27 protein-coding genes are annotated in these 26,904 nt (G+C 63.4%); 24 read left to right on the top strand and 3 right to left on the bottom strand.

All coding sequences use genetic code 11. From position 1 onward, the window contains the following. Positions 1-162 precede the first annotated feature (162 nt). Positions 163-1,080, top strand: coding sequence for a LysR family transcriptional regulator (locus tag LZK81_RS17405; RefSeq protein ID WP_046604422.1), 918 nt, complete (start codon positions 163-165; stop codon positions 1,078-1,080). 148 nt (positions 1,081-1,228) lie between these two features. Here LZK81_RS17405 and LZK81_RS17400 read toward each other — a convergent pair whose 3' ends face one another. Then, positions 1,229-2,656 carry an amidase gene (locus LZK81_RS17400; protein WP_046604423.1) on the bottom strand — a complete coding sequence of 476 codons (1,428 nt, stop codon included), beginning with the start codon at positions 2,654-2,656 and terminating at the stop codon, positions 1,229-1,231. Between the two features lie 150 nt (positions 2,657-2,806). Between LZK81_RS17400 and LZK81_RS17395 the strand changes: the two genes are divergently transcribed. The 22 genes from LZK81_RS17395 (at position 2,807) to LZK81_RS17290 (ending at position 25,144) form a co-directional block, all read left to right on the top strand. Beyond that, positions 2,807-3,904, top strand: a complete 1,098-nt coding sequence (locus tag LZK81_RS17395; protein WP_233954054.1) for a LacI family DNA-binding transcriptional regulator — start codon at positions 2,807-2,809, stop codon at positions 3,902-3,904. Continuing rightward, entirely contained in the window at positions 3,901-4,935 is a 1,035-nt protein-coding gene (locus LZK81_RS17390; protein ID WP_046604425.1) for an ABC transporter substrate-binding protein, read from the top strand. Before LZK81_RS17395 ends, LZK81_RS17390 begins: the two co-directional genes overlap by 4 nt. A 100-nt stretch (positions 4,936-5,035) precedes the next feature. Next, positions 5,036-5,878, top strand: coding sequence for an ABC transporter permease (locus LZK81_RS17385; protein WP_046604426.1), 843 nt, complete (start codon positions 5,036-5,038; stop codon positions 5,876-5,878). Next, positions 5,875-6,657, top strand: a complete 783-nt coding sequence (locus LZK81_RS17380; RefSeq protein WP_046624683.1) for an ABC transporter permease — start codon at positions 5,875-5,877, stop codon at positions 6,655-6,657. The genes LZK81_RS17385 and LZK81_RS17380 overlap by 4 nt, the downstream gene beginning before the upstream one ends. Then, the gene (locus LZK81_RS17375) at positions 6,650-7,675 is read left to right on the top strand and encodes an ABC transporter ATP-binding protein (protein ID WP_233954053.1); all 1,026 of its coding nucleotides are present in this window, start codon (positions 6,650-6,652) and stop codon (positions 7,673-7,675) included. Before LZK81_RS17380 ends, LZK81_RS17375 begins: the two co-directional genes overlap by 8 nt. Before the next feature lie 11 nt (positions 7,676-7,686). After that, positions 7,687-8,628, top strand: coding sequence for a nucleoside hydrolase (locus tag LZK81_RS17370; RefSeq protein WP_233954052.1), 942 nt, complete (start codon positions 7,687-7,689; stop codon positions 8,626-8,628). Beyond that, positions 8,625-10,412, top strand: coding sequence for an adenine deaminase (locus tag LZK81_RS17365; RefSeq protein WP_233954051.1), 1,788 nt, complete (start codon positions 8,625-8,627; stop codon positions 10,410-10,412). Before LZK81_RS17370 ends, LZK81_RS17365 begins: the two co-directional genes overlap by 4 nt. A 9-nt stretch (positions 10,413-10,421) precedes the next feature. Continuing rightward, the gene (locus LZK81_RS17360) at positions 10,422-11,099 is read left to right on the top strand and encodes a phosphoribosyltransferase (RefSeq protein WP_046604431.1); all 678 of its coding nucleotides are present in this window, start codon (positions 10,422-10,424) and stop codon (positions 11,097-11,099) included. A 92-nt stretch (positions 11,100-11,191) separates the two neighbouring features. Further along, positions 11,192-12,241: a dipeptidase gene (locus tag LZK81_RS17355; protein WP_233954050.1), complete on the top strand. Its 1,050-nt coding sequence runs from the start codon at positions 11,192-11,194 to the stop codon at positions 12,239-12,241. Positions 12,242-12,288: 47 nt separating this feature from the next. Next, a complete protein-coding gene (locus LZK81_RS17350) occupies positions 12,289-13,896 on the top strand; it encodes an ABC transporter substrate-binding protein (protein WP_233954049.1) in 1,608 nt (535 codons plus the stop codon). Between the two features lie 39 nt (positions 13,897-13,935). After that, positions 13,936-14,982 (top strand): ABC transporter permease, encoded by a 1,047-nt coding sequence (locus LZK81_RS17345; protein ID WP_370649349.1) that lies wholly within the window; start codon positions 13,936-13,938, stop codon positions 14,980-14,982. Continuing rightward, entirely contained in the window at positions 14,979-15,911 is a 933-nt protein-coding gene (locus LZK81_RS17340; protein ID WP_233954048.1) for an ABC transporter permease, read from the top strand. The genes LZK81_RS17345 and LZK81_RS17340 overlap by 4 nt, the downstream gene beginning before the upstream one ends. Next, positions 15,908-16,753 carry an ABC transporter ATP-binding protein gene (locus LZK81_RS17335; RefSeq protein ID WP_233954047.1) on the top strand — a complete coding sequence of 282 codons (846 nt, stop codon included), beginning with the start codon at positions 15,908-15,910 and terminating at the stop codon, positions 16,751-16,753. Before LZK81_RS17340 ends, LZK81_RS17335 begins: the two co-directional genes overlap by 4 nt. Next, positions 16,750-17,499 carry an ABC transporter ATP-binding protein gene (locus LZK81_RS17330; RefSeq protein ID WP_233954046.1) on the top strand — a complete coding sequence of 250 codons (750 nt, stop codon included), beginning with the start codon at positions 16,750-16,752 and terminating at the stop codon, positions 17,497-17,499. The genes LZK81_RS17335 and LZK81_RS17330 overlap by 4 nt, the downstream gene beginning before the upstream one ends. 81 nt (positions 17,500-17,580) lie before the next feature. Further along, positions 17,581-18,510, top strand: coding sequence for a LysR family transcriptional regulator (locus LZK81_RS17325; RefSeq protein ID WP_233954045.1), 930 nt, complete (start codon positions 17,581-17,583; stop codon positions 18,508-18,510). 145 nt (positions 18,511-18,655) lie between these two features. After that, entirely contained in the window at positions 18,656-20,185 is a 1,530-nt protein-coding gene (locus LZK81_RS17320; RefSeq protein ID WP_233954044.1) for an ABC transporter substrate-binding protein, read from the top strand. Positions 20,186-20,378: 193 nt separating this feature from the next. Further along, on the top strand, positions 20,379-21,329 hold the full coding sequence (locus tag LZK81_RS17315; RefSeq protein WP_233954043.1) for an ABC transporter permease: 951 nt from the start codon (positions 20,379-20,381) through the stop codon (positions 21,327-21,329). Positions 21,330-21,339: 10 nt separating this feature from the next. Next, the gene (locus tag LZK81_RS17310; protein WP_046604440.1) at positions 21,340-22,158 is read left to right on the top strand and encodes an ABC transporter permease; all 819 of its coding nucleotides are present in this window, start codon (positions 21,340-21,342) and stop codon (positions 22,156-22,158) included. 21 nt (positions 22,159-22,179) lie between these two features. Next, positions 22,180-23,574, top strand: a complete 1,395-nt coding sequence (locus LZK81_RS17305; protein ID WP_233954042.1) for an amidase — start codon at positions 22,180-22,182, stop codon at positions 23,572-23,574. Positions 23,575-23,794: 220 nt separating this feature from the next. Then, on the top strand, positions 23,795-24,142 hold the full coding sequence (locus LZK81_RS17300; protein WP_046608358.1) for a DUF883 family protein: 348 nt from the start codon (positions 23,795-23,797) through the stop codon (positions 24,140-24,142). Between the two features lie 23 nt (positions 24,143-24,165). Continuing rightward, on the top strand, positions 24,166-24,597 hold the full coding sequence (locus LZK81_RS17295; protein ID WP_233954041.1) for a hypothetical protein: 432 nt from the start codon (positions 24,166-24,168) through the stop codon (positions 24,595-24,597). 208 nt (positions 24,598-24,805) lie between these two features. Continuing rightward, a complete protein-coding gene (locus LZK81_RS17290) occupies positions 24,806-25,144 on the top strand; it encodes a hypothetical protein (RefSeq protein ID WP_233954040.1) in 339 nt (112 codons plus the stop codon). 25 nt (positions 25,145-25,169) lie between these two features. Here LZK81_RS17290 and LZK81_RS17285 read toward each other — a convergent pair whose 3' ends face one another. After that, on the bottom strand, positions 25,170-25,736 hold the full coding sequence (locus LZK81_RS17285; protein WP_037077490.1) for an RNA polymerase sigma factor: 567 nt from the start codon (positions 25,734-25,736) through the stop codon (positions 25,170-25,172). Further along, entirely contained in the window at positions 25,733-25,915 is a 183-nt protein-coding gene (locus LZK81_RS17280; protein ID WP_037078171.1) for a NepR family anti-sigma factor, read from the bottom strand. The genes LZK81_RS17285 and LZK81_RS17280 overlap by 4 nt, the downstream gene beginning before the upstream one ends. A 168-nt stretch (positions 25,916-26,083) precedes the next feature. On the opposite strand from LZK81_RS17280, the gene LZK81_RS17275 reads away from it, so the two are divergent. Beyond that, the gene (locus LZK81_RS17275) at positions 26,084-26,878 is read left to right on the top strand and encodes a response regulator (protein WP_046604444.1); all 795 of its coding nucleotides are present in this window, start codon (positions 26,084-26,086) and stop codon (positions 26,876-26,878) included. Positions 26,879-26,904: the final 26 nt, after the last annotated feature.

The raw sequence follows: 26,904 nt of genomic DNA, 5'->3' as shown, positions 1-26,904 counted from the left end.
GGTCAGCTGCTCTTCGAGAAGAAAGGGATCGTTCCAGGAAAAAGCCAAGGGTCTGCCTCCGGTTTGAAATCTGGCAAGTTGAAGTTTAAAGGATTATCGCCAGCATAGCGCCGGAGAGCAAGCACCGTTTACTCATCAAGCCATGATCTATAGTAATAGGCGATGGTCAGCCTCTCGCGAAAACTGCTTCCCTCCACCTCCGCGCTCGCGGCCTTCGATTCCGTTGCCCGGCTCGGCAGTTTCTCAGGCGCGGCGGAAGAGCTGTCGCTGACGCAAGGGGCGATCAGCCGGCAGGTTTCCGGCCTGGAGGAGCAATTGGGGATCCAGCTTTTCCACCGTACCAGCCGCGGCGTCAGCCTCACCTCCGCCGGCGCCGACTATGCCAAGGCGGTGGCGAACGCACTGTCGCAGATCCGCTCCGCCTCGCTGCAGGTCATGACCAAACGGCATAGTGACCAGCTGAACCTGGCAATCCTGCCGACTTTCGGCACCCGCTGGCTGATGCCGCGCATCCCGCAATTCGTGGCAAGGCATCCGGAGATCACGCTCAATTTCGCCACCCGCATCGGGGTCTTCGATTTCGACCGCGACGGCATCGACATGGCGATCCATATCGGCCAGCCGGACTGGCCGGGCGCGGAATGCACCTTCCTGATGGAGGAAATGGTGGCGCCGGTCTCATCGCCGGCATTCCTCGCTTCGCACCCGATCAAAAAGGCCGAGGATCTGATGCGCCTGCCGCTGCTGCACATGGCCTCGCGGCCGGGGGCTTGGAACCACTGGTTCGAAAGCCTTGGCATCACCGGCACGCCGTCGCAGGGAATGCGCTTCGAGCAGTTCGGCAACGTCGCCCAGGCCTGTATCACCGGGCTTGGCGTTGCGCTGATGCCGCTTTTCCTGATCGACTCGGAGCTTGCGACCGGCCAGCTTGTCGAGGCCTTTCCGCATCAGGTCAGAGGCACCAGCGCCTATTACGCGGTCGCCCCGCTCAGCAAGACGGATTTCCACCCGGTCGTCGCGTTTCGTGCTTGGCTGATCGAGGAGATCGGCCGGTACAGGGAAGAAGTTGTGGGGTGGTAGCCACATCCATCTCCCCCTTGCGGGGGAGATGCCGGCAGGCAGAGGGGGATGGCTCCGCATATTCCATCGGCCGTTGAATTCGCGGTACCACCCCCCCTCTGTCATCTCCGATGACATCTCCCCCGCAAGGGGGAGAGGGCGAGTACCGTTAAAGCTTGGGCCGCTTATCCAACCAATCCGTGGCCGCTTCATAGGTAAGCGCAATCTCCAGTACTGCCTTGTCGGCGCGCGGGCGGCCGATGATCTGGATGCCGGCGGGCAAGCCGTTTGCGCCAAAGCCGGCGGGCATGGCGGCGACCGGCAGGCCGGCCATCGAGGCCGGGACCACCACCTCCATCCACCGGTGATAGGTGTCCATCGTCCGGGTGCCGATCTCCTTCGGCCAATGGGTTTCCGCATCGAAGGGGAAGACCTGGGCGGACGGCAGGATCAGGTAATCGTACCGGTCGAACACGGTCAGCAGGTGTTGATACCAGGCACTGCGGCGTTTCGAGGCGAAATGCACCTCGCGCGCGGTCATGTCGAGCCCGCGCTCGATTTCCCAGATGATCTCGGGCTTCATCTTGGCGCGCTTTTCCGGATCGTCGTAGTTGTCGCGCATGCCGCTCGCGGCGAGCCAACTGCGCAGCGTCGTCCAGGAGCGCCAGAGGTCGTCCATGTCGAAGTCCGGAACGAACGCGTCCACCGCGCAGCCGATTCGTTCGAAGACCGGAAGCGTCGCCCGGCAGAGTTCAAGCACGCCGGGTTCGAAAGGCAGGTAACCGCCGAGATCGCCGAGCCAGGCGACGCGGGCGCCTGAAAAGTCGCGGCTGTCATCTGGCGTCAGGTCCTCGGTCGGCAGGGATAGCGGATCGCGCGGATCGTAACCGGCCTGGGTCGAAAGCAAGGCGGCAACATCGCGCACCGTGCGGCCCATCGGTCCAAGGACGGAGAGCTGGCCCATGAAGTTCTCGAGCTTCAGGGAGGAGGGGACGCGGCCGAAACTCGGGCGGAAACCGACGACATTGTTGAAGGCCGCGGGGTTGCGCAGCGAGCCCATCATGTCGCCGCCATCGGCGACCGGCAGGAGATGGGCCGAAAGGGCCGCCGCCGCGCCGCCGCTCGAGCCGCCGACCGTCTTGGTCAGGTCGTAGGGGTTCCTGGTGATACCGTGCACCGGATTGTAGCTCTGCGAGCCAAGCCCCTGTTCCGGCGTGTTGGTCTTGCCGATGATGATCGCGCCGGCCGCGCGAATGCGCTCGACCATCACCTCGTCCTTCTCAGGCACGAAATCGGCAAAGATCGGCGAGCCGTAGGTGCAGCGGATGCCCTTCACTTCGCAGAGGTCCTTGATGGCGATCGGCATGCCATGCATCCACCCGCGCGATTTGCCTGAGGCAAGCTCTGCGTCGCGTTCCGTGGCCTCGGCCAGAAGCTCTTCCCGGCTGCGCAGGCTGACGATCGCGTTGATTGCGGGATTGAGCCTGTCGATCCGTTCGAGATAGGCCGTCATCACTTCGACGCAGGAGGCCCGGCCATCATGGATTGCTTCCGAAAGTGCTGTCGCGGAAAGGCCGGTTGTCTCGTCGTCCTGCATCACTGTTTCCTTATGAAACCCGAGGATTTCCACAGGTCGGGGCGGGGAAGTCAAGGCCGCATTGGGGATATCCGGACTGGTATTTACAAACGACTCGACAAAGTCTTTCGAGCAAAGTATTCGTGCTTAAACGTTTAATCAGAGCATCCTATGGCTTTACCTCGTCCCGGACCGAACATGAGCGCCATCGCTGCCGCCCTCGGCGTGTCGGCGGCGACCGTGTCGAATGCGCTTTCCGGCAAGGGACGCGTGTCGCCGGAGCTTATCGAGAAGGTGCGGGCCAAGGCAAGCGAGCTCGGTTACGTGCCGAGCCTGACCGCCCGGGCGCTGCGCACCGGCCGTACCGGCGTCCTCGGGCTCGTCCTGCCGGATATCGCCAACCCGCTCTTCCCGCAGATCGCCCAGGCGATCGAGAATGCGGCCTCGAATGCCGGCTATGGCGTGCTCATCGCCGACTCCCGCGGCGATATCGCGGCGCAGACCGAGGCGATCGGCCGGCTTCTGGAACGCGGCGTCGACGGCATGGTCATCGTTCCCCGGCGCGGCACGCGGATCGCCGATGTCGGCTGCCCCGTTGCCGTGATCGATACGCCTTCCACGCCCGGCAATACCGTTTCGGCCGACCATTGGGAAGGCGGCAGCCAGATGGGCCGCCATCTTGCAGAGCTTGGCCACCGCAAGGTCCTGCTGATCGGCACCAGCGCCTCCTCGAACGTGCAGAACGACCGCATCGGCGGGCTGAAGGCCGGCCTCGGCGCGCAGGTCGAATGCGATACGATGTGGATCGAGAAAGTCGAGGCGATTTCGGGCGAAGGCTGCCCGCTCGGTCTGGCGGACAAGGCCAGGGCGGGTTTTACGGCCTTTGCGGCTGTCTCCGATCTTTCGGCGCTTCGGGCGCTGACGGAACTGCAGCGCGCCGGCATCGGCGTGCCGGAAACGGTCAGCGTCACCGGTTTCGACGATCTCATCTGGTCGGCGGTCGTCACGCCGGCCCTCACCACGGTACGGATGGACATGGCGACGATCGCCGATCTGGCGATTGCCGCGCTGATCCGTGCGATCGAGCCCGAGGGAGAGGCCGAGAACGGAGCCGAGGAGGTTGCGACCGGCAACGTTACCTCCGAGACGGACCGCGTCCCGATGCAGCTCATCGCGCGCCAGTCGACGGCTGCCCCGTACGCCGGCCGCACACCGAATTTGCATGCCCCAACCCCCAACACGCCGACAGCAGGAGAAATCACATCATGAACAAGGTCATTCTTGCGTCGGGCGCCGCCCTGATGCTCGCCATGGGTGCCGCGCAAACCCCGGCCCTCGCCCAGGAAAAGACGCTGACGATTTCCGTCTATGCGCTCGCCCAGGACGAATACAAGCAGATCGTCTACGATCCCTTCCAGAAGATCTGCGGCTGCAAGCTGGTTGTCGAGACCGGCAACAGCGTCGAGCGCCTCGCCAAGATGGAGGCCAACAAGGCCAATCCCGTCGTCGACATGGCCGTCATCTCGATGGCGGATGCGCTCGCTGCCTCGCGCGCCGGCCTGATCGACAAGGTCGACACCTCGAAGATTTCGAATTTCGGCAAGCTCTATGACATTGCCAAGGATCCGAACGGCGACGGCATGAGCGTCGGCTACACGTTCTACGCCACCTCGATCGCCTATCGCTCCGACAAGATGAAGATCGACAGCTGGGCCGATCTGCTGAAGCCGGAATATGCAAGCCACGTCGCATGGCCGAACGTCACCACCAACCAGGGGCCGCCGGCGCTCTACATGCTGGGCCTGGCGCTTGCCAAGGACACCCCGGACCTGAAGGCTCCGATCGAAGCGGTTGGCGCCAAGAAGGGCGAGATCGTCACCTTCTACGAAAAGTCGTCGCAGCTGGTGCAGCTGATGCAGCAGGAAGAAATCTGGGCCGCGCCGATCGGCCGCTTCACCTGGGCGCCCTTCACCAAGCTCGGCTTCCCGATCGCCTGGGCCATGCCGAAGGAAGGCCAGACGGGCGGCATGAACGTCATGACCGTCACCAAGGGCTCCAAGAACCGCGATCTCGCGCTGCAGTTCATGGATTTCTGGCTCTCGACCGAAGTCCAGACCAAGCTCGCCGAAAAGCTGATCGACAGCCCGTCCAACAAGGACGTCAAGCTTTCCGAAGCGCTCGCCAACAACCTCACCTATGGCGAGGAAACGGCAAAGAGCCTGAAGCTGATCCCGTCCGCCGTCGCACTCGACAACCGTGCAGGCTGGATCAAGACCTGGAACGAGAAGGTCGGCCAGTAAGGGCCAACGCAACCACGGAATAGCCTCCCAAGGCTGAGGGATGCGGGCAGCGCGCCAATGCCTGTCCGCATCCCGACTTATTGAACAGGATCGAACCACCATGTTCCAGAACAGGGCTGAAGCGCTGGCACTTGCGCTGCCGGCCGCGATCTTCGCGGCGGCGGTGTTTCTCGTGCCTGTCGTGATCCTGCTATCGGATGGATTTCGCGTGCCGACCGGCGGCTGGACGATTTCCGCCTATACGGACTTCTTCTCCAATTCGCTGAACCAGACGGTCTTCCTGCGCACGCTCAGGCTCGGTGCGATTGTCACGATCGCCTCGGCGGTGATCGGGTATGCGGCGGCGTTCGCGATCGTCAGCCTGGAGCCCGGCGCCAAGGGCAAGGTCACCGGCCTTGTCGTGCTGCCGCTGATGATCTCGCCGGTCGCCCGCACCTATGCCTGGATCGTCATCCTCGGCCGCACCGGCATCGTCAACCAGGCTTTCCAGGCGCTCGGCATCACCGAGGCGCCATTGCGGATCCTGTTCTCGGAGACGGCTATTTTCATCGGCCTGCTGCAGCTCTTCCTGCCGCTGATGATCATCTCGTTGATCTCGGCGCTGGAAAACATGCCGAAGGACGCCATTCCGGCGGCCCGCGTGCTCGGTGCCAACTGGTTTCAGGTGTTCTGGAAGGTCATCCTGCCGCTCACCAAGGAAGGCTTGGTGATCGGTGGAACGCTGGTCTTCACCGGCTCGCTGACCGCCTATATCACTCCCGCGATCCTCGGTGGTTCCAAGGTGCTGATGCTCGAAACGCTGCTCTACCAGCAGGTTGCGGTCTCCAACAATTTCGTCGCTGCAAGCGTCATCGCCTTCATCCTGATCGTCATGAGCTTTGCCGCCAACATCCTCCTCAAGCGGGTCGCCACGGCGCGCAACAAGCAGAGGAGCCAGGCATGACGCTGCGCAGCCTCTTCATCCCGATCACGCTCTTGCTGGTGATCGCCTTCCTGATCGGGCCGTTCCTGATCATCGTCGCAGCCTCCTTCTCGGCCGGCGAGACGCTTGCCTTCCCGCCGCAGGGATTTTCGCTGCGCTGGATCGCCAAGGTGTTCACGGTCGAAAGTTTCCGCGCCTCGTTCGGCATGTCGCTGTTTTTGGCGATCGGGGGCACGGCGGCGGCGCTCATCCTCGGCATCCCGGCCTCCTACGCCCTGTCGCGCTACAAGCTGCCGGGCGCCGAGATCGTCCGGACCATCGTTTCGGCGCCGATCATCGTGCCGGGCATCATCGTCGGCCTGGCGCTGCTGCGCTATATCGTCGTGCCCTTCCAGGTCGGCATCACCCTGGCGCTGTTCCTCGCCCATACGGCGCTGGTCCTGCCCTATGCGGTGCGGGTCGTTTCCGCCAGCCTCGACAACCTGCGCTCCGACATCGAGGAAGCGGCGGTTCTTCTCGGTTCCTCGCGGCTCGGCGCCTTCTTCCGGGTGGTGATGCCGAACATCCGCGGCGGCATCATGTCGGCCTTCATCCTCGGCTTCGTCACCAGCTTCAACCAGGTGCCGGTCTCGCTGTTTCTCTCGGGGCCTGGCGTGCGCACCCTGCCGGTCGACATGATCGCCTATATGGAAATCGTCTTCGATCCGTCCGTCGCAGCGCTCTCCTCGCTGCTCGCCTTCCTCTCCATCGGCATCGTCTTTATTGCCGAACGTTTCCTGGGGTTCTCCCGCTATGTCTGATGCATCCTATCTCTCGCTCGAAAAGCTGACGCTCGCCTATGGCGATTCCGTCGCCGTCGCGAACCTCGATCTCGACATCCGCAAAGGCGAGCTGATCGCGCTGCTCGGCCCCTCCGGCTGCGGCAAGACCACGACGATGCGGGCAATCGCCGGCCTGCTGGCGGTGAAAAGCGGCCATGTCCGCCTCGACGGCGCCGACATCACCCGGGTGCCTGCCAACAAACGCGCCGTCGGCCTGATGTTCCAGTCCTATGCGCTGTTCCCGCATCTCTCCGTCTACGAGAACGTTGCCTTCGGGCTGAAGCTCAAGGGCATGCGTGGGCCGGAGCTCGAGACCAAGGTCCAGTCTGGCCTCAAGTCCGTCGGACTGTCGGCCTTCGCCAACCGCAAGCCGGCCGAGCTTTCCGGCGGCCAGCAGCAGCGCGTGGCGCTCGCCCGTTCGATGGTGATGGAGCCGAAGGTGCTGCTGCTCGACGAGCCACTGTCTAATCTCGACGCCCGCCTGCGGCTGGAAATGCGCACCGAGTTGCAGCGCGTCCAGAAGGAGACCGGCGTGACGATGATTTTCGTCACTCACGACCAGGCCGAAGCTTTGGCGCTCGCCGACCGCATTGTGGTCATGAAGAGCGGTAAGATAGAGCAGATCGGTTCGCCGGAAGACATCTACAACCGCCCGACATCGTCCTTCGTCGCGGACTTCGTCGGGTTCGAAAACATTTTCCCGCTCGAAAACGGAAAGATGAAGACCAGCGCAGGTCTCATCGATCTCTCGGGCAAGGCCCCTTCAGCGGCGGGCCTTGCTTGGCGGCCGCGTATGGTGACCCTGGGGACAGGTCCTTTCCAGGGCACCGTGCGCGGTACTTCCTTCGCCGGCGACGCACGGGAATACCTGCTCGATACCGCGCTTGGCCCGATCAAGGCAGAGGTCGAGGCAAGCCAGCCGGCGCATGCGCTGGGTGCCGGCCTCACCTTCGACCTGCCGGCCGAAAAGGCCGCGCCGCTCTCGCGATTCGTGTAGGATTTGCTGACATGGGTATCTGGATCGACACGGACATGGGTTTCGACGACATCGCTGCGATCATGGTCGCAGCGCATGCGGGGCTCGGCGTCGACGGCGTTTCACTGGTCTTCGGCAACGCGCCTATCGAGCATGTCCGCCGCAATGCAGCCGGCGCGGCCTCCGCTTTCGTCTGGCCCTTCCCGGTCCATGCCGGACGCGCTGCACCGGTGCTGGCCAAAATGGAGACTGCGACAGGCATACTAGGCCAGACCGGTATCCCGACCGCGGGCCGGGCCTTGCCCGAAGCGCCGGATGCGTTTCATACCGATGCCTTCGAGGCGCTCTGTTCCTGGCTCGAAAAGGGCAAAGGCGATGGTGAAGAGGGGGGCAATCGCCGCATCATGGCGCTTGGACCGCTCACGAATATCGCGGCGGTGGCGCTCGCCCGGCCGGATCTTGCAGCCAGAATCACCGATCTCACCTGGATGGGCGGCGGGGTCACCAACGGCAATCATACCGCATCCGCCGAGTTCAACGCCTTTGCCGATCCGGAGGCGTTGGCGATCGTGCTCGCTCACAAGATCCCGTTGCGGATGGTCGATCTCGATCTTTGCCGCAAGGTGCTCTGCGCGCCGGACGATGTTGCGCCGATCCGGGCTGCCGGCGGGCGTAATGCGGAACTGGTTGCCGATCTTCTCGCAGGGTTCGTGGCGATCGCCACCAGCCGCGGCCGTCCGGCCATGGCGCTTTACGATGCGGTCGCGGCCGTCGCCTTCGCCTTTCCGGAACATGTCACCTGGCGCGAGGCGCGCATCGATGTCGAACTGTCCGGCACGCTGACGCGCGGCCGCACCGTCGTCGAGACGCGCACCGGCCGGGGCGAATTCAACGCGGCCTATGGCGTCGATATCGACGTCGAAAAGGCGAGAGCCATCATTCTTGAAACACTGCGGGCAGAGGCAAGCTGGTGAAGAGTATCATCTCGAGTGTACAGGAATTCACCGAGCCGGGCTTACGTGACCGTGCCGTCACCGCCGCGCGTGGCGATGCGCCGTTCGACATCCTGATATCGGGCGGGACGCTGGTCGACATGGTGACCGGCGAACTGCGCCCGGCCGATATCGGTCTCGTCGGGCCGGTGATTGCCAGCGTCCACGAGGCCGGCTCCCGCTCCGATGCCGCGGAGATCATCGACGCGACGGGTACGTTCATCTCGCCCGGCCTCATCGACACGCATATGCATATCGAAAGTTCGATGGTGACGCCGGCGACCTATGCGGGCGCCGTGCTGCCGCGCGGGGTGACCACCGTCGTCTGGGACCCGCATGAATTCGGCAATGTGCACGGGACCGAAGGTGTCGCATGGGCGCTCGAAGCGGTGAAGCCGCTGCCGCTGCGCGCCGTCGTTCTGGCGCCGTCCTGCGTGCCGTCTGCGCCTGGCCTAGAAATGGCCGGGGCCGATTTCGATGCGGCGACGATCGAGGAAATGCTGTTCTGGCCGAAGATCGGCGGGCTTGCCGAGGTCATGAACATGCGCGGCGTCATCGACCGCGATCCGCGCATGAGCGCCATTGTGCAGGCGGCGCTGGTGTCCGAAAAGCTGGTCTGCGGCCATGCCCGCAGCCTCGCCGGGCCGGATCTCGCAGCCTTCATGGCGTCGGGCATTACTTCCGACCACGAACTCGTCTCCGCTGCCGACCTGATGGCCAAGCTGCGTGCGGGGCTGACCATCGAGATGCGCGGTTCTCACGACCACCTGCTGCCGGAATTCGTCGAGGCGCTCAACGCGCTTGGCCGCCTGCCGCAGACGGTGACGCTCTGCACCGACGACGTCTTTCCGGACGATCTCGTTGAGGGCGGCGGCCTCGACGACGTGGTGCGCCGGCTGGTGCGCTATGGCATGAAACCGGAATGGGCGCTGCAGGCGGCGACACTCAACGCTTCGGCGCGCCTCGGTCGTCCCGACCTCGGCCTGATTGCCGCAGGTCGCCGGGCCGACATAGTGCTCTTCGAGGATCTCGCGGATTTCCGCGCCCGCCACGTCTTTGCCAGCGGCACGCTGATCGCGCGGGACGGCGTCATGACGGTCGAACTCCATGCGACCGCCCCCTGCGTTCTGCAGGATTCGGTCAAGCTCAAGCCGCTTCGGGCGGAAGATTTCAAGCTGCCCGCAAAGGGCCGCAGAGTCAGGCTCGCGACGATCGATCGTCCGCGCTTCACGAACTGGGGGCAGACGGATGCGGATGTCGTCGATGGTTCCGTGGTACCCCCGGAAGGCACGACGTTGATCGCCGTGACCCACCGCCACGGCCGCGCCGACAGCCGCACCCGTCTTGGGTTCCTGACCGGCTGGGGCACCTGGAAGGGTGCATTCGCCACCACGCTTGCCCATGACAGCCACAACCTCACCGTCTTCGGGTCCGATCCGGCCGATATGGCCGCCGCCGCCAATGCGGTGATCGACGCCGGCGGGGGCATGGCGGTGGCAACCGGCGGCAAGGTCGAAGTCCTGTTGCCGCTGCCGCTTTCCGGCCTCGTCTCGGAGGCGCCGATGGCGGAGGTGGCCGAAGGTTTCAGACAAATCCGCGCTGCCATGGATGGTCTCGTCGACTGGCAGCCGCCTTATCTCGTGTTCAAGGCCTGTTTCGGCGCCACGCTTGCCTGCAATCCCGGCCCGCACCAGACCGATCGCGGCATTGCCGACGTCGCCACCGGCACGCTATTGGAATCGCCGATCCTCGAAATTCTCGAATAGGGAAAGCGAATGCAGCCGCATGATTTCTGGCAGGACGTCCATCCGGTAGGTTCGTTCGACAGGGCAGGGCCGTTTTCCGGCTTCTTCCCCGCGACATTGGACGACGGCAGCCAGATCCGGTTGCCGATCCGGCCGCTCGCCGACGGGGAGCACGCGCTCGCCTCCCTCATCATCAACCAGGCGAGTTTCGATGTGCAGGACGCGCTTGCCGCTGACCTAGCGCCCAAGATCGCCGCTTTTCGCCCGGAAGTCATCGTCGGCCTGCCGACTTTGGGCCTGACGCTTGCGGCTGCCGTCGCCCGCGCGCTCGGCCACCTGCGTTACGTGCCGCTCGGGACCTCGCGAAAGTTCTGGTACGACGAGAGCCTGTCGGTGCCGCTCTCCTCGATTACCACACCCGAACAGCAGAAGCGCCTTTATGCCGATCCGCGGATGCTGCCGCTGATAAAGGGCAGGCGCGTGGCGCTTATCGATGACGTGATTTCCAGCGGCACCTCGATCGTCTCCGGGCTGACGCTGATGGCCTCGCTCGGGATCGAGCCGGTGGTCATCGGTGCGGCCATGCTGCAATCGGAGCGCTGGCACGACAAGCTCGATGCGTTCGGCACGGAATGGCGGCCGCGTGTGACAAGCGTTTTCAGGACCCCGATGCTGAAGAAGGCGGGCGAGGGGAGCTGGATGCCCTGACGCGTTTTCCGGCTTGCGAAAGAGGAGCGGCTGGCTAGGATCGCCGCATTGCTCACCTTTGAACTTTCACAAGACAATCGGGAATAAACTTCATGGAACTGGTGTTCGACGGCCATAACGACGTGCTCCTGCGGCTCTGGCGGAACATGAAGGCAGGCGGCGACCCGATTGCCGAATTTGCGAACGGCACCCCGAACGGCCATATCGACGGGCCGCGTGCCAAGGCCGGCGGGCTCGCAGGCGGTCTCTGCGCCATCTACATCCCATCCGGCGAACTGGTGCTCAAGGAACCCGATCAGAACGGCCATTACGTCACGCCGCTATCCGTCCCGCTCGATCATCTTCCGTCGCTGACGACCGCGCTCGAAATGGCGTCGATTGCGCTCCGCCTCGACCGCGCCGGCGCCTGGCGGCTTTGCCGTTCGACCGCCGACATCCGCAAGGCGATGGAAGACGGTATCTTTGCCGCTGTCATGCACATGGAGGGCTGCGAGGCGATTGATGCGGATCTCGACAATCTCGAAGTCTTCCACGCCGCCGGCCTGCGTTCGCTCGGGCCCGTCTGGAGCCGCCACAACATCTTCGGCCATGGCGTGCCCTTCGCCTATCCGATGTCACCCGACACCGGTCCCGGTCTCACCGACCATGGCTTCGAACTGGTCAAGGCCTGCAATACGCTCGGCATCCTGATCGATCTCGCCCACATCACCGAGAAGGGGTTCTGGGATGTCGCGAAGACCTCCGACCAGCCGCTGATCGCCAGCCATTCGAACGCGCATGCGCTGACGCCGGTCGCCCGCAACCTCACCGACAAACAGCTCGATGCGGTCAAGGAAAGCGGCGGCCTCGTCGGTCTCAACTACGCGGTCACCATGCTGCGCCCCGACGGGCGCGACAATGTCGCCACGCCGCTTTCGGACATGGTGCGCCATATCGACCACTTGGTGCAACGCATGGGCATCGATCACGTGGCGCTCGGATCGGACTTCGACGGCGCCTCGATTCCCGAAGAAATACATGATGCTGCGGGCAATCAAAATCTGGTTGCGGCGCTCAAGGGAGCGGGCTACGCTGACGCAGAGCTGAAGAAGCTATGCCGGGAAAACTGGCTCAGAGTTTTGGGGAAGGCCTGGCACGAATAGGCTTCTTTCCAAAGGTCCAACGAACAAAAAACAGGGGAATGCAGACCATGATCAATACACTCAACAAGCGGCTCCGCGTGTTGTCCACGAGCGCGGCGCTGTCGCTGATGCTGCTCGCCGTACCGCAGGCCTTCGCGGTGACGCCGAAGGACACGCTCGTCATCGGGCTCGCCTTCGACGACATCATCACGCTCGATCCGGGCCAGGCGTTCGAATTCTCGGCCGGTGAGGTCAACGGCAACAGCTACGACCGCCTCGTCCGCCTCGACATCAACGACACCTCGAAGGTCACGCCGGACCTCGCCGAGAGTTGGAGCGTTTCCGACGACGGCCTGACCTACACGTTCAAGATCAAGCAGGGGCTGAAATTCGCCTCCGGCAACCCGATCACCGCCGAGGACGTCGCCTATTCGTTCGAGCGCTCGGTCAAGATCGACGGCCCTCCGGCCTTCATCCTCAACCAGTTCGGCCTGAAGAAGGACAACGTCGCCCAGAAGGCGATCGCCAAGGATCCGAGCACCTTCGTGCTCACCGTCGACCAGTCCTATGCGCCGTCCTTCGTGCTGAACTGCCTGACCGCGACCGTTGCTGCGGTCGTCGACAAGAAGGTTGTCAGTCAGCACGTCACCAACGACGACTACGGCAATGCCTGGCTGAAGACGAATTTCGCCGGCTCCGGCCCGTACAAGATCCGCGAATGGCGCGCCAACGAAGTGGTCGTGCTGGAGCGCAACGACAATTATTGGGGCGAGAAGGCCAAGCTCAACCGGGTCGTCTATCGTCACATGAAGGAAAGCGCCGCGCAGCGTCTGGCGCTTGAGAACAACGACATCGACGTCGCCCGCAATCTCGAACCGAACGATATCGAGGCGGTTTCGAAAAAGGGGCAGACGATCACCAGCGCGCCGAAGGGCTCGGTCTTCTATTTCAGCATGAACCAGAAGAACCCGAACCTGAAGAAGCCTGAGGTCGTCGAGGCGATGAAATATCTCGTCGATTACGATGCGATCGGATCGACCCTCATCAAGGGCGTGGGGCAAGTCCACCAGACCTTCCTGCCGAAGGGCATTCTCGGCTCGATCGACGACAAGCCCTACAAGCTCGATGTCGCCAAGGCGAAGGAACTGCTCGCCAAGGCAGGACTGAAGGATGGTTTCTCGGTGACCATGGACGTGCGCAACAACGAGCCGACCACCGGCATCGCGCAGTCCATCCAGCAGACCTTCGCCCAGGCCGGCATCAAGCTGGAAATCATTCCCGGCGATGGCAAGCAGACGCTGACCAAGTACCGTGCCCGCACCCACGACATGTATATCGGCTACTGGGGCGTCGACTACTGGGATCCGAACTCCAATGCGGAGACCTTCACCTCAAACCCGAACAATGCCGACGACGGCACCTCGAAGACGCTCGCATGGCGTAACGCCTGGGACATTCCGGAGCTGACGAAGGAAACCAAGTCGGGCTTCCTGGAACGGGATTCGGCAAAGCGGGCCTCGATCTACCAGAGCCTGCAGAAAAAGCTGCTCGCAAGCGGCCCGTTCGCGCTGATTTTCCAGCAGACGGAAGTCGCCGGCGTCGGCAAGGGTGTGAAGAACTTCAAGCTCGGCCCGACATTCGATACCAACTACGTGTTCTCGGTTTCCAAGGATTAAGCCTGAGAGGCCAGTTCCTTGACCTTACCCGAAACATCCGTGGCGACACGGCGCAATAGGCGCCGTGCATCGTCTGCCCTGGCCTCCGTCCTGCGTTTCGCGGTGACGGTGGTCACCACCATATTCGGCCTCCTGGTCGTCACCTTCTTCATCGGCCGGGTCATCCCCATCGACCCGGTGCTGGCGATCGTCGGCGACCGGGCGCCGGCCCATCTCGTCGAACGGACCCGGATCGAGCTGGGGCTCAACCTGCCGCTCTACCAACAGTTCGTCATCTATACGAAACAGGCGCTTTCCGGCGATCTCGGCACCTCGGTGCTGACCAGCAATCCGGTGCTCGAAGATATCAAGCGTGTGTTTCCCGCCACCATGGAGCTTGCGACGATCGGTACGCTGATCGGTTCGGTCCTCGGTATTCCGCTCGGTGTCCTCGCGGCGGTCCGGCGCGGCAGCATCGCGGACCAGGTCGTCCGTGTCATCGGCCTGATCGGATATTCGGTGCCGATATTCTGGCTGGGGCTGCTGTCGCTTGTGCTCTTCTATGCGCAGCTCAGGTGGGTCGCCTTCCCCGGCCGCGTCGACATCGTCTACGAATACAGTTTCACGCCGCAGACCGGCTTCTATCTTCTCGATGCCGCCATGCAGGGCCAGTGGGACGTGATGTGGGACCTGTTCCGGCACATCGCGCTGCCCGGGGCGCTGCTCGGCTATTTCTCGCTCGCCTATATCAGCCGCATGACCCGCTCGTTCATGCTGAACGAGCTTTCCCAGGAATATGTGGTGGCGGCACGCGCCAAAGGATTGTCGGAAACGCGGATCATCTGGTTCCACGCGCTGCGCAACGCCGGCGTGCCGCTGGTGACGGTGATTGCGCTGTCCTATGCGAACTTGCTGGAAGGCTCGGTGCTGACCGAGACCATCTTCTCCTGGCCGGGCCTCGGCCTCTACATCACCAACTCGCTGCAGAATGCCGACATGAACGCGGTGCTCGGCGGCACGCTGGTGATTGGAGCGGTCTTCGTCGGCATCAACATCTTCTCCGATCTTCTCTATCGGACTTTGGACCCGAGGACGCGTAGCCGATGAGTGCGACCGAAACCTCTCTCAAACCCTACAGCCGCGAATGGCTCCTCTCCGACCGGCCGACCTCGCGCCGCCAAGCGCGTTTCGGCCGGGCCTATATCGTCTGGCGCCGGTTTGCCGAAAACCGACTGGCGCTGATGGGGTTGGCGATCATCCTCGGGCTTATATTCGTCGCCGCATTCGCGGGCGTTCTGGCCCCCCACGATCCCGTTGTCGGCGACCTGCGCAATTCCCGCCTCTTGCCGCTCGGCTCCCCGGGTTATCTGCTCGGCACCGACGACCAGGGCCGCGATATCCTCTCGCGGCTGCTCTATGGTTCGCGGCTGACGCTGCTGGTGGTGGTGCTGGTGGCGATCATCGCCGCCCCGATCGGTCTTATCGTCGGCACGGTCTCCGGTTATGCCGGCGGCTGGGTCGATGCGGTGCTGATGCGGATCACCGACATTTTCCTCGCCTTCCCCAAGCTCGTACTGGCGCTGGCGCTGGTCGCGGCCCTCGGTCCCGGCATCGAGAACGCGATCCTCGCCATCGCCGTCACCTCCTGGCCGCCCTATGCGCGTATCGCACGGGCCGAGACGATGACCTTCCGCAATTCGGAATTCATCTCGGCGGTGAAGCTGATGGGCGCTTCGCCCTTCCGCATCGTGCTGCGCCACGTCATACCGCTCTGCGTCTCGTCGCTGATCGTGCGCGTCACGCTCGACATGGCCGGCATCATCCTTACCGCCGCGGGCCTCGGCTTCCTCGGTCTCGGGGCTCAGCCGCCGCTTCCCGAATGGGGTGCGATGATCGCCTCGGGCCGCCGCTTCATCCTCGATCAATGGTGGGTCGCCGCCATGCCGGGTTTTGCGATCCTGATCGTCAGCCTCGGCTTCAACCTGCTCGGCGACGGCCTGCGCGATGCGCTCGATCCGAAGGAGGCAGGCCAATGACGGTGCCGGTCAAGCCGCTTCTGACGGTGGAGGATCTGCGCGTCACCTTCCCGACCCGCACCGGCGACGTGCAGGCGGTGCGCGGCGTCTCTTTCGCGCTCGGCCGCGAACGGCTCGGCATCGTCGGCGAATCCGGCTCCGGCAAGTCGCAGACCGGGCGCGCGATCATGGGCCTGACCCCCGGCCACGCCAGGATCAGCGCACGAAAGCTGGCTTTCGGCGACCGGGATCTGCTCACCATGCCGGCCCGCGAGCGGCGCGACCTGCGCGGCAAGCAGGTGGCGATGATCCTGCAGGACCCGAAATATTCGCTGAACCCGGTGATGACCATCGGCCGGCAGATCGTCGAGACGCTGAAGACGCATGAGAAGATCTCGACCTCGGCGGCCAAGGCCAGGGCGCTCGCCATGCTGGAGGCGGTGCAGATCAGCGATCCGGAACGGGTCTTTTCGCTCTATCCGCACGAGGTTTCCGGCGGCATGGGGCAGCGGGCGATGATCGCCATGATGCTGGTCTGCGGTCCGGAACTGCTGATCGCCGACGAGCCGACCTCGGCGCTCGACGTCACCGTGCAGCTCGAAGTGCTGGATATCCTCGACAAGCTTGTGGCCGACCGGGGCATGGGGCTGATCTTCATCTCCCACGATCTCAGGCTCGTCTCTTCCTTCTGCGACCGGGTCATCGTCATGTATGCAGGCCGGATCGTCGAGGAACTGCCGGCCGCCAATCTCGCCGATGCGCAGCATCCCTATACGCGCGGGCTGCTCAACTGCCTGCCGACCATCGGCTCCGACCGGCATCCGCTGCCCGTGCTCGACCGCAAGCCGGAGTGGGCGCTATGACTTCGGCTCTCTCCATCCGCGACATGGTCGTCACATACGATGAGTTTGCAGCACTCGATCATGTCAACTTCGATATCGGCACGGGCGAATCCTTCGGCATCGTCGGCGAATCCGGTTCCGGCAAATCGACCCTTTTGCGTGCCGTCTCGGGTCTTGCGTCGTTCGACCAGGGCACGCTCAGCGTCAACGGCCGCCCTTATTCCGGCCGCAAGCGCGACAAGGAGTTCTACCGCACCGTCCAGATGGTGTTCCAGGACCCCTATGGCTCGTTGCACCCGCGCCAGACGGTCGACCGGCTGCTGCTGGAACCGCTCGTCATTCACGGTTTCACCGATATCGAGACGCGCATCAACCGGGCGCTGGACGAGGTCGGTCTCGGGTCGGGCTTCCGATTCCGTTATTCGCATCAGCTTTCGGGCGGCCAGCGGCAGCGCATCGCGATCGCCCGGGCGCTGATCCTGGAGCCGAAGATCCTGCTGCTCGACGAGCCGACCTCGGCGCTGGATGCCTCGATCCAGGCGGAAATCCTCAATCTGCTCGAACAGGCGCGCCGCGACCGCAACCTCACGTTCGTGATGGTCAGCCACGATCTCGGCGTCATCAGCCATATGTGCGAGTGGCTGGCGGTGATGAAAAACGGCAAGGTGGTCGAGACGGTGCCGCGGAAAGCACTGGAAAACCGCGAGTTTTCAGCCGATTATACCCGCCAGCTGCTCGTCGCCAGCGAAGGTTTTCGCCGCGGCTGACGGGCGTCTCGATTTTATCTGTGTCACTATCCCGGAACCGCTCCCCGCTTTCGGGCGACATGTTTCAGCCGGCAGGATCGCATGCAGCTTCGAGCGCTTATGTATTTCGACGAACTGGTCCGCACCAATTCGATGCGGGCGGCGGCCGAGAACCTGAATGTGGCGGCTACTGCCGTCTCCCGCCAGATCGAGAACCTCGAACACTATTTCGGCACACCGCTCGTCGAGCGCAGCAATCGCGGCATCAAGCTGACCGCCGCCGGCGAGCTGCTGGCGGCGCGGGCAGGGCGGACGCTGCGCGAGCTCGAACATGTCCACCAGCTGATCGACGACCTGCAGGGCCTGCAGCGCGGCAAGGTGGTGATCTATGCCAACGGCGCGACGGTCGCCAACCTGATCGCTCCGGTGCTTGCTGAATTCAGCCTGCGCTACCCGAAACTGCGGTTCGAGGTGGCGATCACCAGTGCGCGCGAGGCGGTCGAGGCGCTCGCCGCCGCCGAAGCCGATCTGGTCGTGACGCTGTTTGCACCAAAGATATCCGGGGTGAAGGTGCGGCTGCGCTCCGAAATCACCTATGACGTCATCATGGCCGCCGACCATCCGTCCGCCGGTGCGAGGGAACTGACCCTGCGCGACCTGATCCACATGCCGCTCGCTCTTCCGGACAAGAATTTCGGCGCGCGACAGGCCTTCGAGGAACTGTTCGCCAAGGACGGGCTGGAGCTCGATCCGGTCTTCGTCACCGGTTCCTTGGAAATGCTGAAGGAACTGGTGTTGCGTCGCGCGGCGGTCACGCTGCTGCCGGCGCTTGCGGTGCAGCGCGAAATCGATTCCGGCCAGCTTGCGGCGGTGCCGATCACCGCCGGCAAGGCGGTGCGCACGCCCATCGATCTCTGTGTCGCGCCGGACCGCCAGCTCTCGTTCGCGGCGGGCAAGCTCGTCGATTTCATCGAGCGCTTCATGCGCGGCGCCGATGCGCGCAAATCGGCGCCTAAAAGGGCAGGCGCCTAATTACGTCTGTGTAGCGTTTTCGGCTACACAGAGAACACAAAATTCTGCATTGTGTGTGCACCTGCGAAATGACACACTTTTGGCAATCGAAGATCCCGCAGGTGCCGATCAGGCGGGTCTCGTTCCAAAAAAAAGGGGATGACGGATGGGCAGGATGACACTTTTGAGCTCTGCTACCATATTGAAGAGTGCAGCTTTTGGCCTTGCGGTGAGCGCGGGCCTGCTTTTAGGGCAAACCGGCGCCGAGGCGGCGGCGAAGACCGCGATCACAGTCGGCATGACGGTTGAGCCGGCCGGCCTCGATCCGACGATCGCCGCACCGGTCGCGATCGGCCAGGTGACCTGGCAGAACATCTTTGAAGGCCTGACGACCATCGACAAGGCCGGCAAGATCCAGCCGCAGCTTGCCGAAAGCTGGCAGATCTCGCCCGACGGCCTGACCTACACGTTCAAGCTCCGCCAGGGCGTCAAGTTCCATAACGGCGTCGCCTTCGACAGCGCGGTTGCCAAGTTCTCGATCGACCGCGCCCGCGGCGCAGACTCGGTCAATCCGCAGAAGCGCTATTTTGCCTCGATCGATACGGTCGAGACGCCCGATGCTTCGACGCTGGTGCTGAAGCTCAAGCAGCCGGCCGGCAGCCTGCTTTACTGGCTCGGCTGGCCGTCCTCGACCATCGTCGAACCGAAATCGGCCGCCGACAACAAGACGACTCCGATCGGCACCGGCCCGTTCAAGTTCGTCAGCTGGTCGAAGGGCTCCAAGGTCGATCTCGCCAGGAATGCCGACTACTGGAACAAGGCCGTCTCCCTGAAGCTCGATACCGCGGCATTCCGTTTCATCAGTGATCCGCAGGCCCAGGCCGCGGCGCTGAAGGCCGGCGACGTCGATGCCTTCCCGGAATTCGGGGCGCCCGAACTGATCAAGTCCTTCGAGGGCGACAAGCGGCTGACGACGGTTATCGGCAATACCGAGCTCAAGGTCGTCGCCGGCATGAACAACACCCGTAAGCCGTTCAGCGACAAGAAGGTACGTCAGGCCCTGATGATGGCAGTCGACCGCGCCACCGTCGTCGAAGGCGCCTGGTCCGGTTTCGGCACACCGATCGGCAGCCACTACACGCCGAACGACCGCGGCTACAAGGATTTGACCGGCGTCTATCCCTATGATGCCGCCAAGGCGAAGGCGCTGCTGGCCGAGGCTGGCTTCCCGAACGGCTTCACCTTCACCATCAAGGCGCCGCAGATGGCCTATGCGCAGCGCACCTCGCAGGTGCTGCAGGCGATGTTTGCGGAAATCGGCGTGACGATGAACATCGAGACCACCGAATTCCCGGCGAAATGGGTGGCCGATGTGCTGAAGGCCGCCGACTACGACATGACCATCGTCGCCCATGCGGAGCCGATGGACATCGACATCTATTCCCGCGATCCCTACTACTTCAACTACAAGAACCCGGCCTTCAACGACGTGCTGAAAAAGGTCGAGATGACCTCCGATGCCGCCGGACAGGAAAAGCTCTACGGCGAGGCACAGACCATCCTTTCCAACGACGTGCCGGCGCTCTTCCTGTTCGTGATGCCGAAACTTGGCGTGTGGGACGGCAAGGTGAAGGGCCTGTGGGAAAACGAACCGATCCCGTCGAACGTTCTCACGGATGTTCATTGGGAAGAGTGAAGTTTCACGCGATGAATTGGAGTGGCGCGCGCGCGGCAGACCGATCTCCCCCCTTGAGGGGGAGATGCCCGGCAGGGCAGAGGGGGGTAGTTCCCCATATTCTTCGACAGCTGTGTTCGCGGCGCTACCCCCCTCTGTCATCTCCGATGACATCTCCGCCGCAAGGGGGGAGATCAGAGGGAGTGCGCCGCTCATGATCTCCATCCTCATCCGCCGAACCTTGAGCCTCGCCGTCACGCTGCTGATCGTCTCGTTGCTGATCTTCACCGTCATGGACCTGCTGCCCGGCGATCCGGCGGCGATCATGCTCGGCACCTCGGCGAGCCCGGAAACGCTCGCGGCGCTGCAGAAGCAGTTGGGTCTCGACCAGCCGCTCCCCGTGCGTTACCTCGCCTGGTTAGCCGGGGTCTTCCGGGGCGATCTCGGGCAGTCCTATACCTATGGCGTGCCGGTCGCGGGGCTGATCGGTGAACGGCTTGCGGTCACTCTGCCGCTGGCGCTGATCGCCATCGTGCTCTCGGTCGCGATCGCCATTCCTCTTGGCGTGCAGGCGGCGCGCAAGCACAATGGTGCCTTCGATTTCGTCGCCGGATTGTTCTCCTATATCAGCATCGCGGTGCCGGCCTTCTGGGTCGGGCTGCTGCTGATCATCCTGTTCTCCACCATGCTCGGCTGGATGCCGGCCGGCGGGTTTCCCGGCTGGGATGCCGGATTGTCCGCCGGCCTCAAGGCGCTGATCCTGCCGGCCGTCGCACTCGCCCTGCCGCAGGCCGGCGTGCTGACGCGCGTGGCGCGGGCCGCGGTTCTGGAGGTGATGAACGAGGATTTCGTGCGCACCGCCCGCGCCAAGGGCCTGAGCGAGGGCATCGCCATCTGGCGGCACGCCGTCCCGAACGCGCTGGTGCCGGTGTTCACCATGCTCGGCCTGCAATTCACCTTCCTGATCGCCGGCGCGGTGCTGGTCGAGAATGTCTTCAACCTGCCGGGCCTCGGGCGGCTTGCCTATCAGGCACTCTCCCAGCGCGACATCATCGTCATGCAGGATGTCGTGCTGTTCTTCTCCGCACTGGTGATCCTGATGAATTTCCTGGTCGATCTCGCCTATCTGGTCGTCGATCCGCGCCTCAGGGCCGGTGCACAATGAGGCGGGCACAATGAGGAAACTGCTTCGCCGCCCTGTCTTCCTCATCGGGCTCGTCATCACGCTGGCGCTGTTTGCCGTGGCGCTGCTGTCGCTCGTCTGGACGCCGTTCCCGCCGACGAAAATGAACATCGTCCACAAGCTCAAGGCTCCACTCGATTTCGGCCTCCTCGGCACCGATCAGTTCGGCCGCGACGTAGCCTCGATGCTGATGGTCGGAGCCTGGAATTCGCTGTCGACCTCCATTCTCGCGGTGCTTCTCGGGGCAAGCGTCGGCACGGCCATCGGCGTCGTCGTCGCCATGCGGCGGGGCTGGCTGGAACTCGTCGTCATGCGTGGCTGCGACATCATCTTCGCCGTTCCGCCAATCCTGTCGGCGATGATGCTCGGCGCCTTCATCGGATCGGGCCGGTTCACGGCGATCATCGCCATCGGCGTGTTCATGGTGCCGGTGTTTGCGCGGCTCGCGCTCGGCGCCGCCCTGCAGATCTGGACGCGGGACTATGTTACCGCCGCCGTCAGCATGGGCCGCCCGAAGTTGAAGATCACGCTCGTGCACGTGCTGCCGAACATCGCCAACCAGATCATCGTGCAGGTGACGATCCAGCTCGGCCTGGCGATCCTGACGGAAGCCGGCCTCTCCTTCCTCGGTCTCGGCATGCCGCCGCCGACGCCGACCTGGGGGCGGATGCTGGCCGATGCGCAGACTTTCCTCGGCCAGGCGCCGTGGCTGGCGCTGATGCCGGGACTCGCGATCGCGCTCGCGGTACTTGGCCTCAACATGCTCGGCGACGGCCTGCGCGACCTCCTCGATCCCCGCGACAATTCCTGATTTCGAAACGAAGATATTGCGATGAATGACCTCCTGAAACTGACGATCCGCGAACTGCTCGATCTTTATTCGGCCAGGAAGCTCTCGCCCTCCGAATATTGGCTGGCGGTCGAGGACCGCGTCGCCGCCTTCGAGCCGCACGTGCAGGCGCTCTATCTCTACGATCCGGACAGTGCCAGGGCGCAGGCCGCAGCCTCCACCCAACGGTGGACGAAAGGGGCGACGCTTGGGCCGCTCGACGGAATCCCGGTGACGCTGAAGGAGCTGATCGCCACCAAGGGTCAGCCGGTGCCGCTCGGAACCGCTGCGGTCGAACTGGTGCCGGCCACGGAAGACGCGCCCATCGCCGCGCGCATGAGAGAGGATGGCGCGGTAATCTTCGCCAAAACCACCTGCCCGGACTACGGCATGCTCTCCTCCGGCCTGTCGAGCTTCCATCACCTCAGCCGCAATCCTTGGGATCTCACCCAAAACCCGGGCGGATCGAGCGCCGGCGCGTCGGCCGCCGGTGCCGCCGGTTTCGGTCCTCTGCATATCGGCACGGATATCGGCGGCTCGGTGCGCCTGCCGGCCGGCTGGACAGGGCTGTTCGGCTTCAAGCCGAGCCAGGGCCGTATTCCGCTTGATCCCTATTATGTCGGCCGCTGCGCGGGGCCAATGACCCGCACCGTGGAAGATGCCGCCTTCTCCATGGCGACGCTGTCGCGTCCCGACTGGCGCGACGGCACCTCGCTGCCGCCCAACGATTTCGACTGGCTGGATTTCGATATCGACGTCAAGGGTCTGAAGATCGGCCTGATGCTCGACGCCGGCATCGGCCTTGCCGTGGAGGACGAGGTTCGCGATGCTGTCGTGGCCGCCGCCAAACGTTTCGAGGAGGCGGGGGCGGTCATCATCCCGGTCGAACCGGTCATCACCCGCATCATGCTCGATGGGCTCGACAGTTTCTGGCGTTCGCGATTCTGGGGCGATATCGAGAAAATGCCGGAAGAGCGCCGGGCGCTGATCCTCCCCTATATCTACCAGTGGGCGGAAGGCGGCACCTACATTTCCGGCGTCGAGGCGGTGCGCGGCTTCAACCAGACGATCGAGATGCGCAAGGCCTGCGGAAAGCTGTTCACGACCGTCGATGCGGTGATCTCGCCGACCAATCCGATCGTTTCCTATCCGGCGGACTGGGCCTCGCCGACCAACGATCCCTCGAAGCCTTTCGAGCATATCGGCTTCACGGTACCGTGGAATATGTCGGAACAGCCGGCCTCGTCGATCAACTGCGGTTTTTCGAAATCCGGCATGCCGATCGGCCTGCAGATCGTCGGCCCGCGCTACGACGACCTGCTCGTGCTGAAACTGTCCAGGGCCTTCGAACAATGGATCGGGGGCGTTTCTGCCTGGCCCGAGCCGCCGGCCCCTTAAGTTTTCCAAACGTTTCGGGCGATTTCCGCTTCGGTGCAACCGCGCCGGGGAACAATCGCGCCTTTGCAGCGTTCAACGGCGGCAACAAGAACCGTGAAGCGAGTGGTGTGCGCCGCTCGCTCGGGAGACCGATCCCGTTCCACGTTTCCGACGCCGTTGATTTCGCGCAAAGCCTTCCGCGGCGCGCATCCTCTAAGGTTCGCAAAACAGGAGATCCGATATGCCCGCAGCCAACCCCACGACCGACTTCGCCCGCAACGGCACCGGCCAGAATTCGTCAGCCAGCAAGGATCTCGAAGCCCAGATCCAGCAGCTCCGCGACGATATCGCTGCACTGACCCGCAGCGTTGCTGCCGTGGGTAATGAGAAGGCCAGCGAATACAAGGGCAAGGCTCGTCGCGTCGCCAGCGACGCTGCCGACGCCTCGATGCAGATGGTGGAAGCTGCGCGCGACCAGGCGCTGTCGATGGAAAGGGACCTGGAGCGTCAGATCCGCACCAACCCTATCCAGGCCGTCGCCATCGCCGCCGGAGTCGGCTTCCTGTTCGCGCTGCTGACGCGCCGCTGATGATGGCAGGACTTGGTCCCCTGTTGGCTTCGCTCGCCGCGATGGATGTCGCGGCGTTCACGCGCAGGCTCAAAAGAAACGCGATCCTCTACGCACTGGTGCTGCTTTTCCTGCTGACCGCCTATGGGCTGCTGGTGGCGGCGCTCGCCGTCTATCTTGCCGGCATATGGGGACCGCTGATGGCGTTGCTGGCAGTCGCCGGTGGGGCGCTTGTGCTGGCGTTGGCCGTCTATCTGTGCGTCGTGATCGCCAACGGTCTCGAACAGCGCCGCAAACGGGAAGCCGCGGCCTCCAACAGTTCCAAGGCGCTGATGATGACGGCGGCTCTGACGGCATTGCCGCTGCTTGTAAAATCTCGCCCACTGCTGCTCGTCGCGGTGGTCGGCGGCCTTGGCTTCCTCGCGGCGAGGACCATGGGCAATTCGGATCGCCGATATTCCGAGCCGGCCGAATAGGCGGATATCGTCGCACGATCAGATGAACGGTCGCCTGCCTCGCGCGGGCGGCCGTATTTTGCGTTCTGCAGAGCCTGCTCTCGACGAAAGAGCCGTCCGCGAAAAATTAGTAGGCTGGTTTCCCGTCGTCCTGTGTCTTTTGTGAATGACCACGCGATCTTTCGGTGGTCTAGCCCGATTTCGTTGTCGAAATTTCAGGCGGACTTTGTTGTTGCGAATCCTCGTTGTCGATCGGGAATTCCTGGTGGCCATGGAAGTGGAGACCGTGCTCACCGAGGCGCTTGCCTGCGAGGTCAAGGTCGCCACGCTGCACACCTATATCCTGGAACTGGAACGCGGCTGGTTCGACGTTATCGTCATCGATTCAGGGCTGATTGGTGGAGAGGCTGCGCTTCGACTGAGAGCTTCAGGCTCGGGTCTGGTGTTCACCACGCTCAGTGTCGAGGACATGGATGGTCTGAAGGGCTGGGACGGAATAACCGTCGTCGCCAAACCGTTCAACGACCACCACCTCGTCGTAGCCGTCAAAAACGCCGCCCGGGTGTGAGCGGCGTTTTCTCAAGTTTGCAAGATCAGCTGCCGAAGGCGCGTGACGTGATCGCTGCATCGCCTGCGTCGGGGCCGTAATCACCCTCGCCGGAAACGCCGAGCAGTTCCTGGAGGCGGGTGCGGGCGCGGCTGACGCGGCTCTTGATCGTGCCGACAGCGCAGCCGCAGATCGCAGCCGCCTCCTCATAGGCGAAACCGGCAGCACCCACGAGGATGATCGCTTCGCGCTGATCGTCGGGCAGCTTGTCGAGGGCCTTGCGGAAATCCTGAAGGTCAAGCCGGCCGTACTGTTCCGGATGGACCGAAAACCGCTCGCTGAACAGGCCGTCGCTATCCTGCACCTCGCGTCCGCGCTTGCGCATCTGGCTGTAGAATTCGTTGCGCAGGATGGTGAATAGCCAGGCCCGCATGTTGGTGCCGGCGGTGAAGCTGGTCTGGTTGGCCCAGGCTTTCATGATGGTATCCTGCACAAGGTCGTCCGCCTTGTCGTGACGGCCCGTCAGGGATACGGCGAATGCACGCAGGTTGGGCAGCGACGCGAGAAGGTCGCGCTTGAAGCCGCGATCGTCGATCTCGTCTTCCTTGCTCATTTTGCGTTCACCGGCTTGGCATTCTTCTCCGCCTGCTCCAGACGCTCAAGAAGATCGAGAAAACGATCAGGAATTCCTTCTTCCTGTACCGCGTCGTAGAAGTCCCGTAACTTGCGGGATATGGATGCATTCGGCGGCACCGCTCCGGGTCTGACTTCTTGGGATTGGATTGCTGTCATCTCTTCTTTTTTTCTGTTGTCGTCACTCATCACGCGGGCAGCCTGTTGCGATATCGTCGGGCAAAGGAATTCCTGGCGGCAAAAAAAGTTCCACTCTTGCGGAACTTTTTTTCCAGGCCCACGTTCATAGCAGGTCAATTGCCCGCTGGGCACCGAGGGAGATTTTGTATGTCACTCACCACACGCGTTGCGTCTCACCTTCCATATCTGCGTCGGTATGCTCGCGCCGTCACCGGATCACAGACTTCGGGAGACGCTTATGTCGCCGCGGTCCTGGAAGCTTTGATTGCAGACGTTTCGATATTCCCCGAAACGTCCAAGGACCGTGTCTCGCTTTATAAACTCTTTGTTGCAATCTTTGGTTCCACGAACATTGAGATTCGCCCCATCGAATCGCCGTTCGCCTGGGAGCAGCGCGCGGCAGCCAATCTGTCGATGCTTCCCTCTCAGTCGCGGCATGCCTTTCTGCTGGTCTCGGTCGAAGGTTTCAGCATCGAGGAAGCCGCCGAAGTCCTCGAAGTCAGCACTGCCGAGGTGAACCGCCTGCTCGAAGACGCGACCCGCGAAATCTCGCGGCAGGTGGCAACCGACATCATGATCATCGAGGACGAGCCGCTGATCGCGCTCGATATCGAGCAGATGGTGCAGGATCTCGGCCACCGCGTCACGGGCATCGCCCGCACCCACAAGGAAGCGGTATCGCTCTTCCAGTCCTCGCACCCGAAAATGGTGCTGGCCGACATCCAGCTTGCCGACGGCAGCTCCGGGATCGACGCGGTCAACGAAATCCTGAAGTCTTCGAGCGTGCCGGTGATCTTCATCACCGCCTTTCCGGAACGGCTTCTGACCGGCGAGCGCCCGGAACCGGCCTTCCTGGTCACCAAGCCGTTCAATCCGGACATGGTGAAGGCCTTGATCAGCCAGGCGCTGTTCTTCAACGAAGCCGTCAAGGCCGCCGCTTGATCCCATCGGCGGCGGTCGGGCCGGCA

Source organism: Neorhizobium galegae, from assembly GCF_021391675.1.
Taxonomy (GTDB): Bacteria; Pseudomonadota; Alphaproteobacteria; order Rhizobiales; family Rhizobiaceae; genus Neorhizobium; species Neorhizobium galegae_B.
This window is presented reverse-complemented; position numbering and strand designations above follow the sequence as displayed.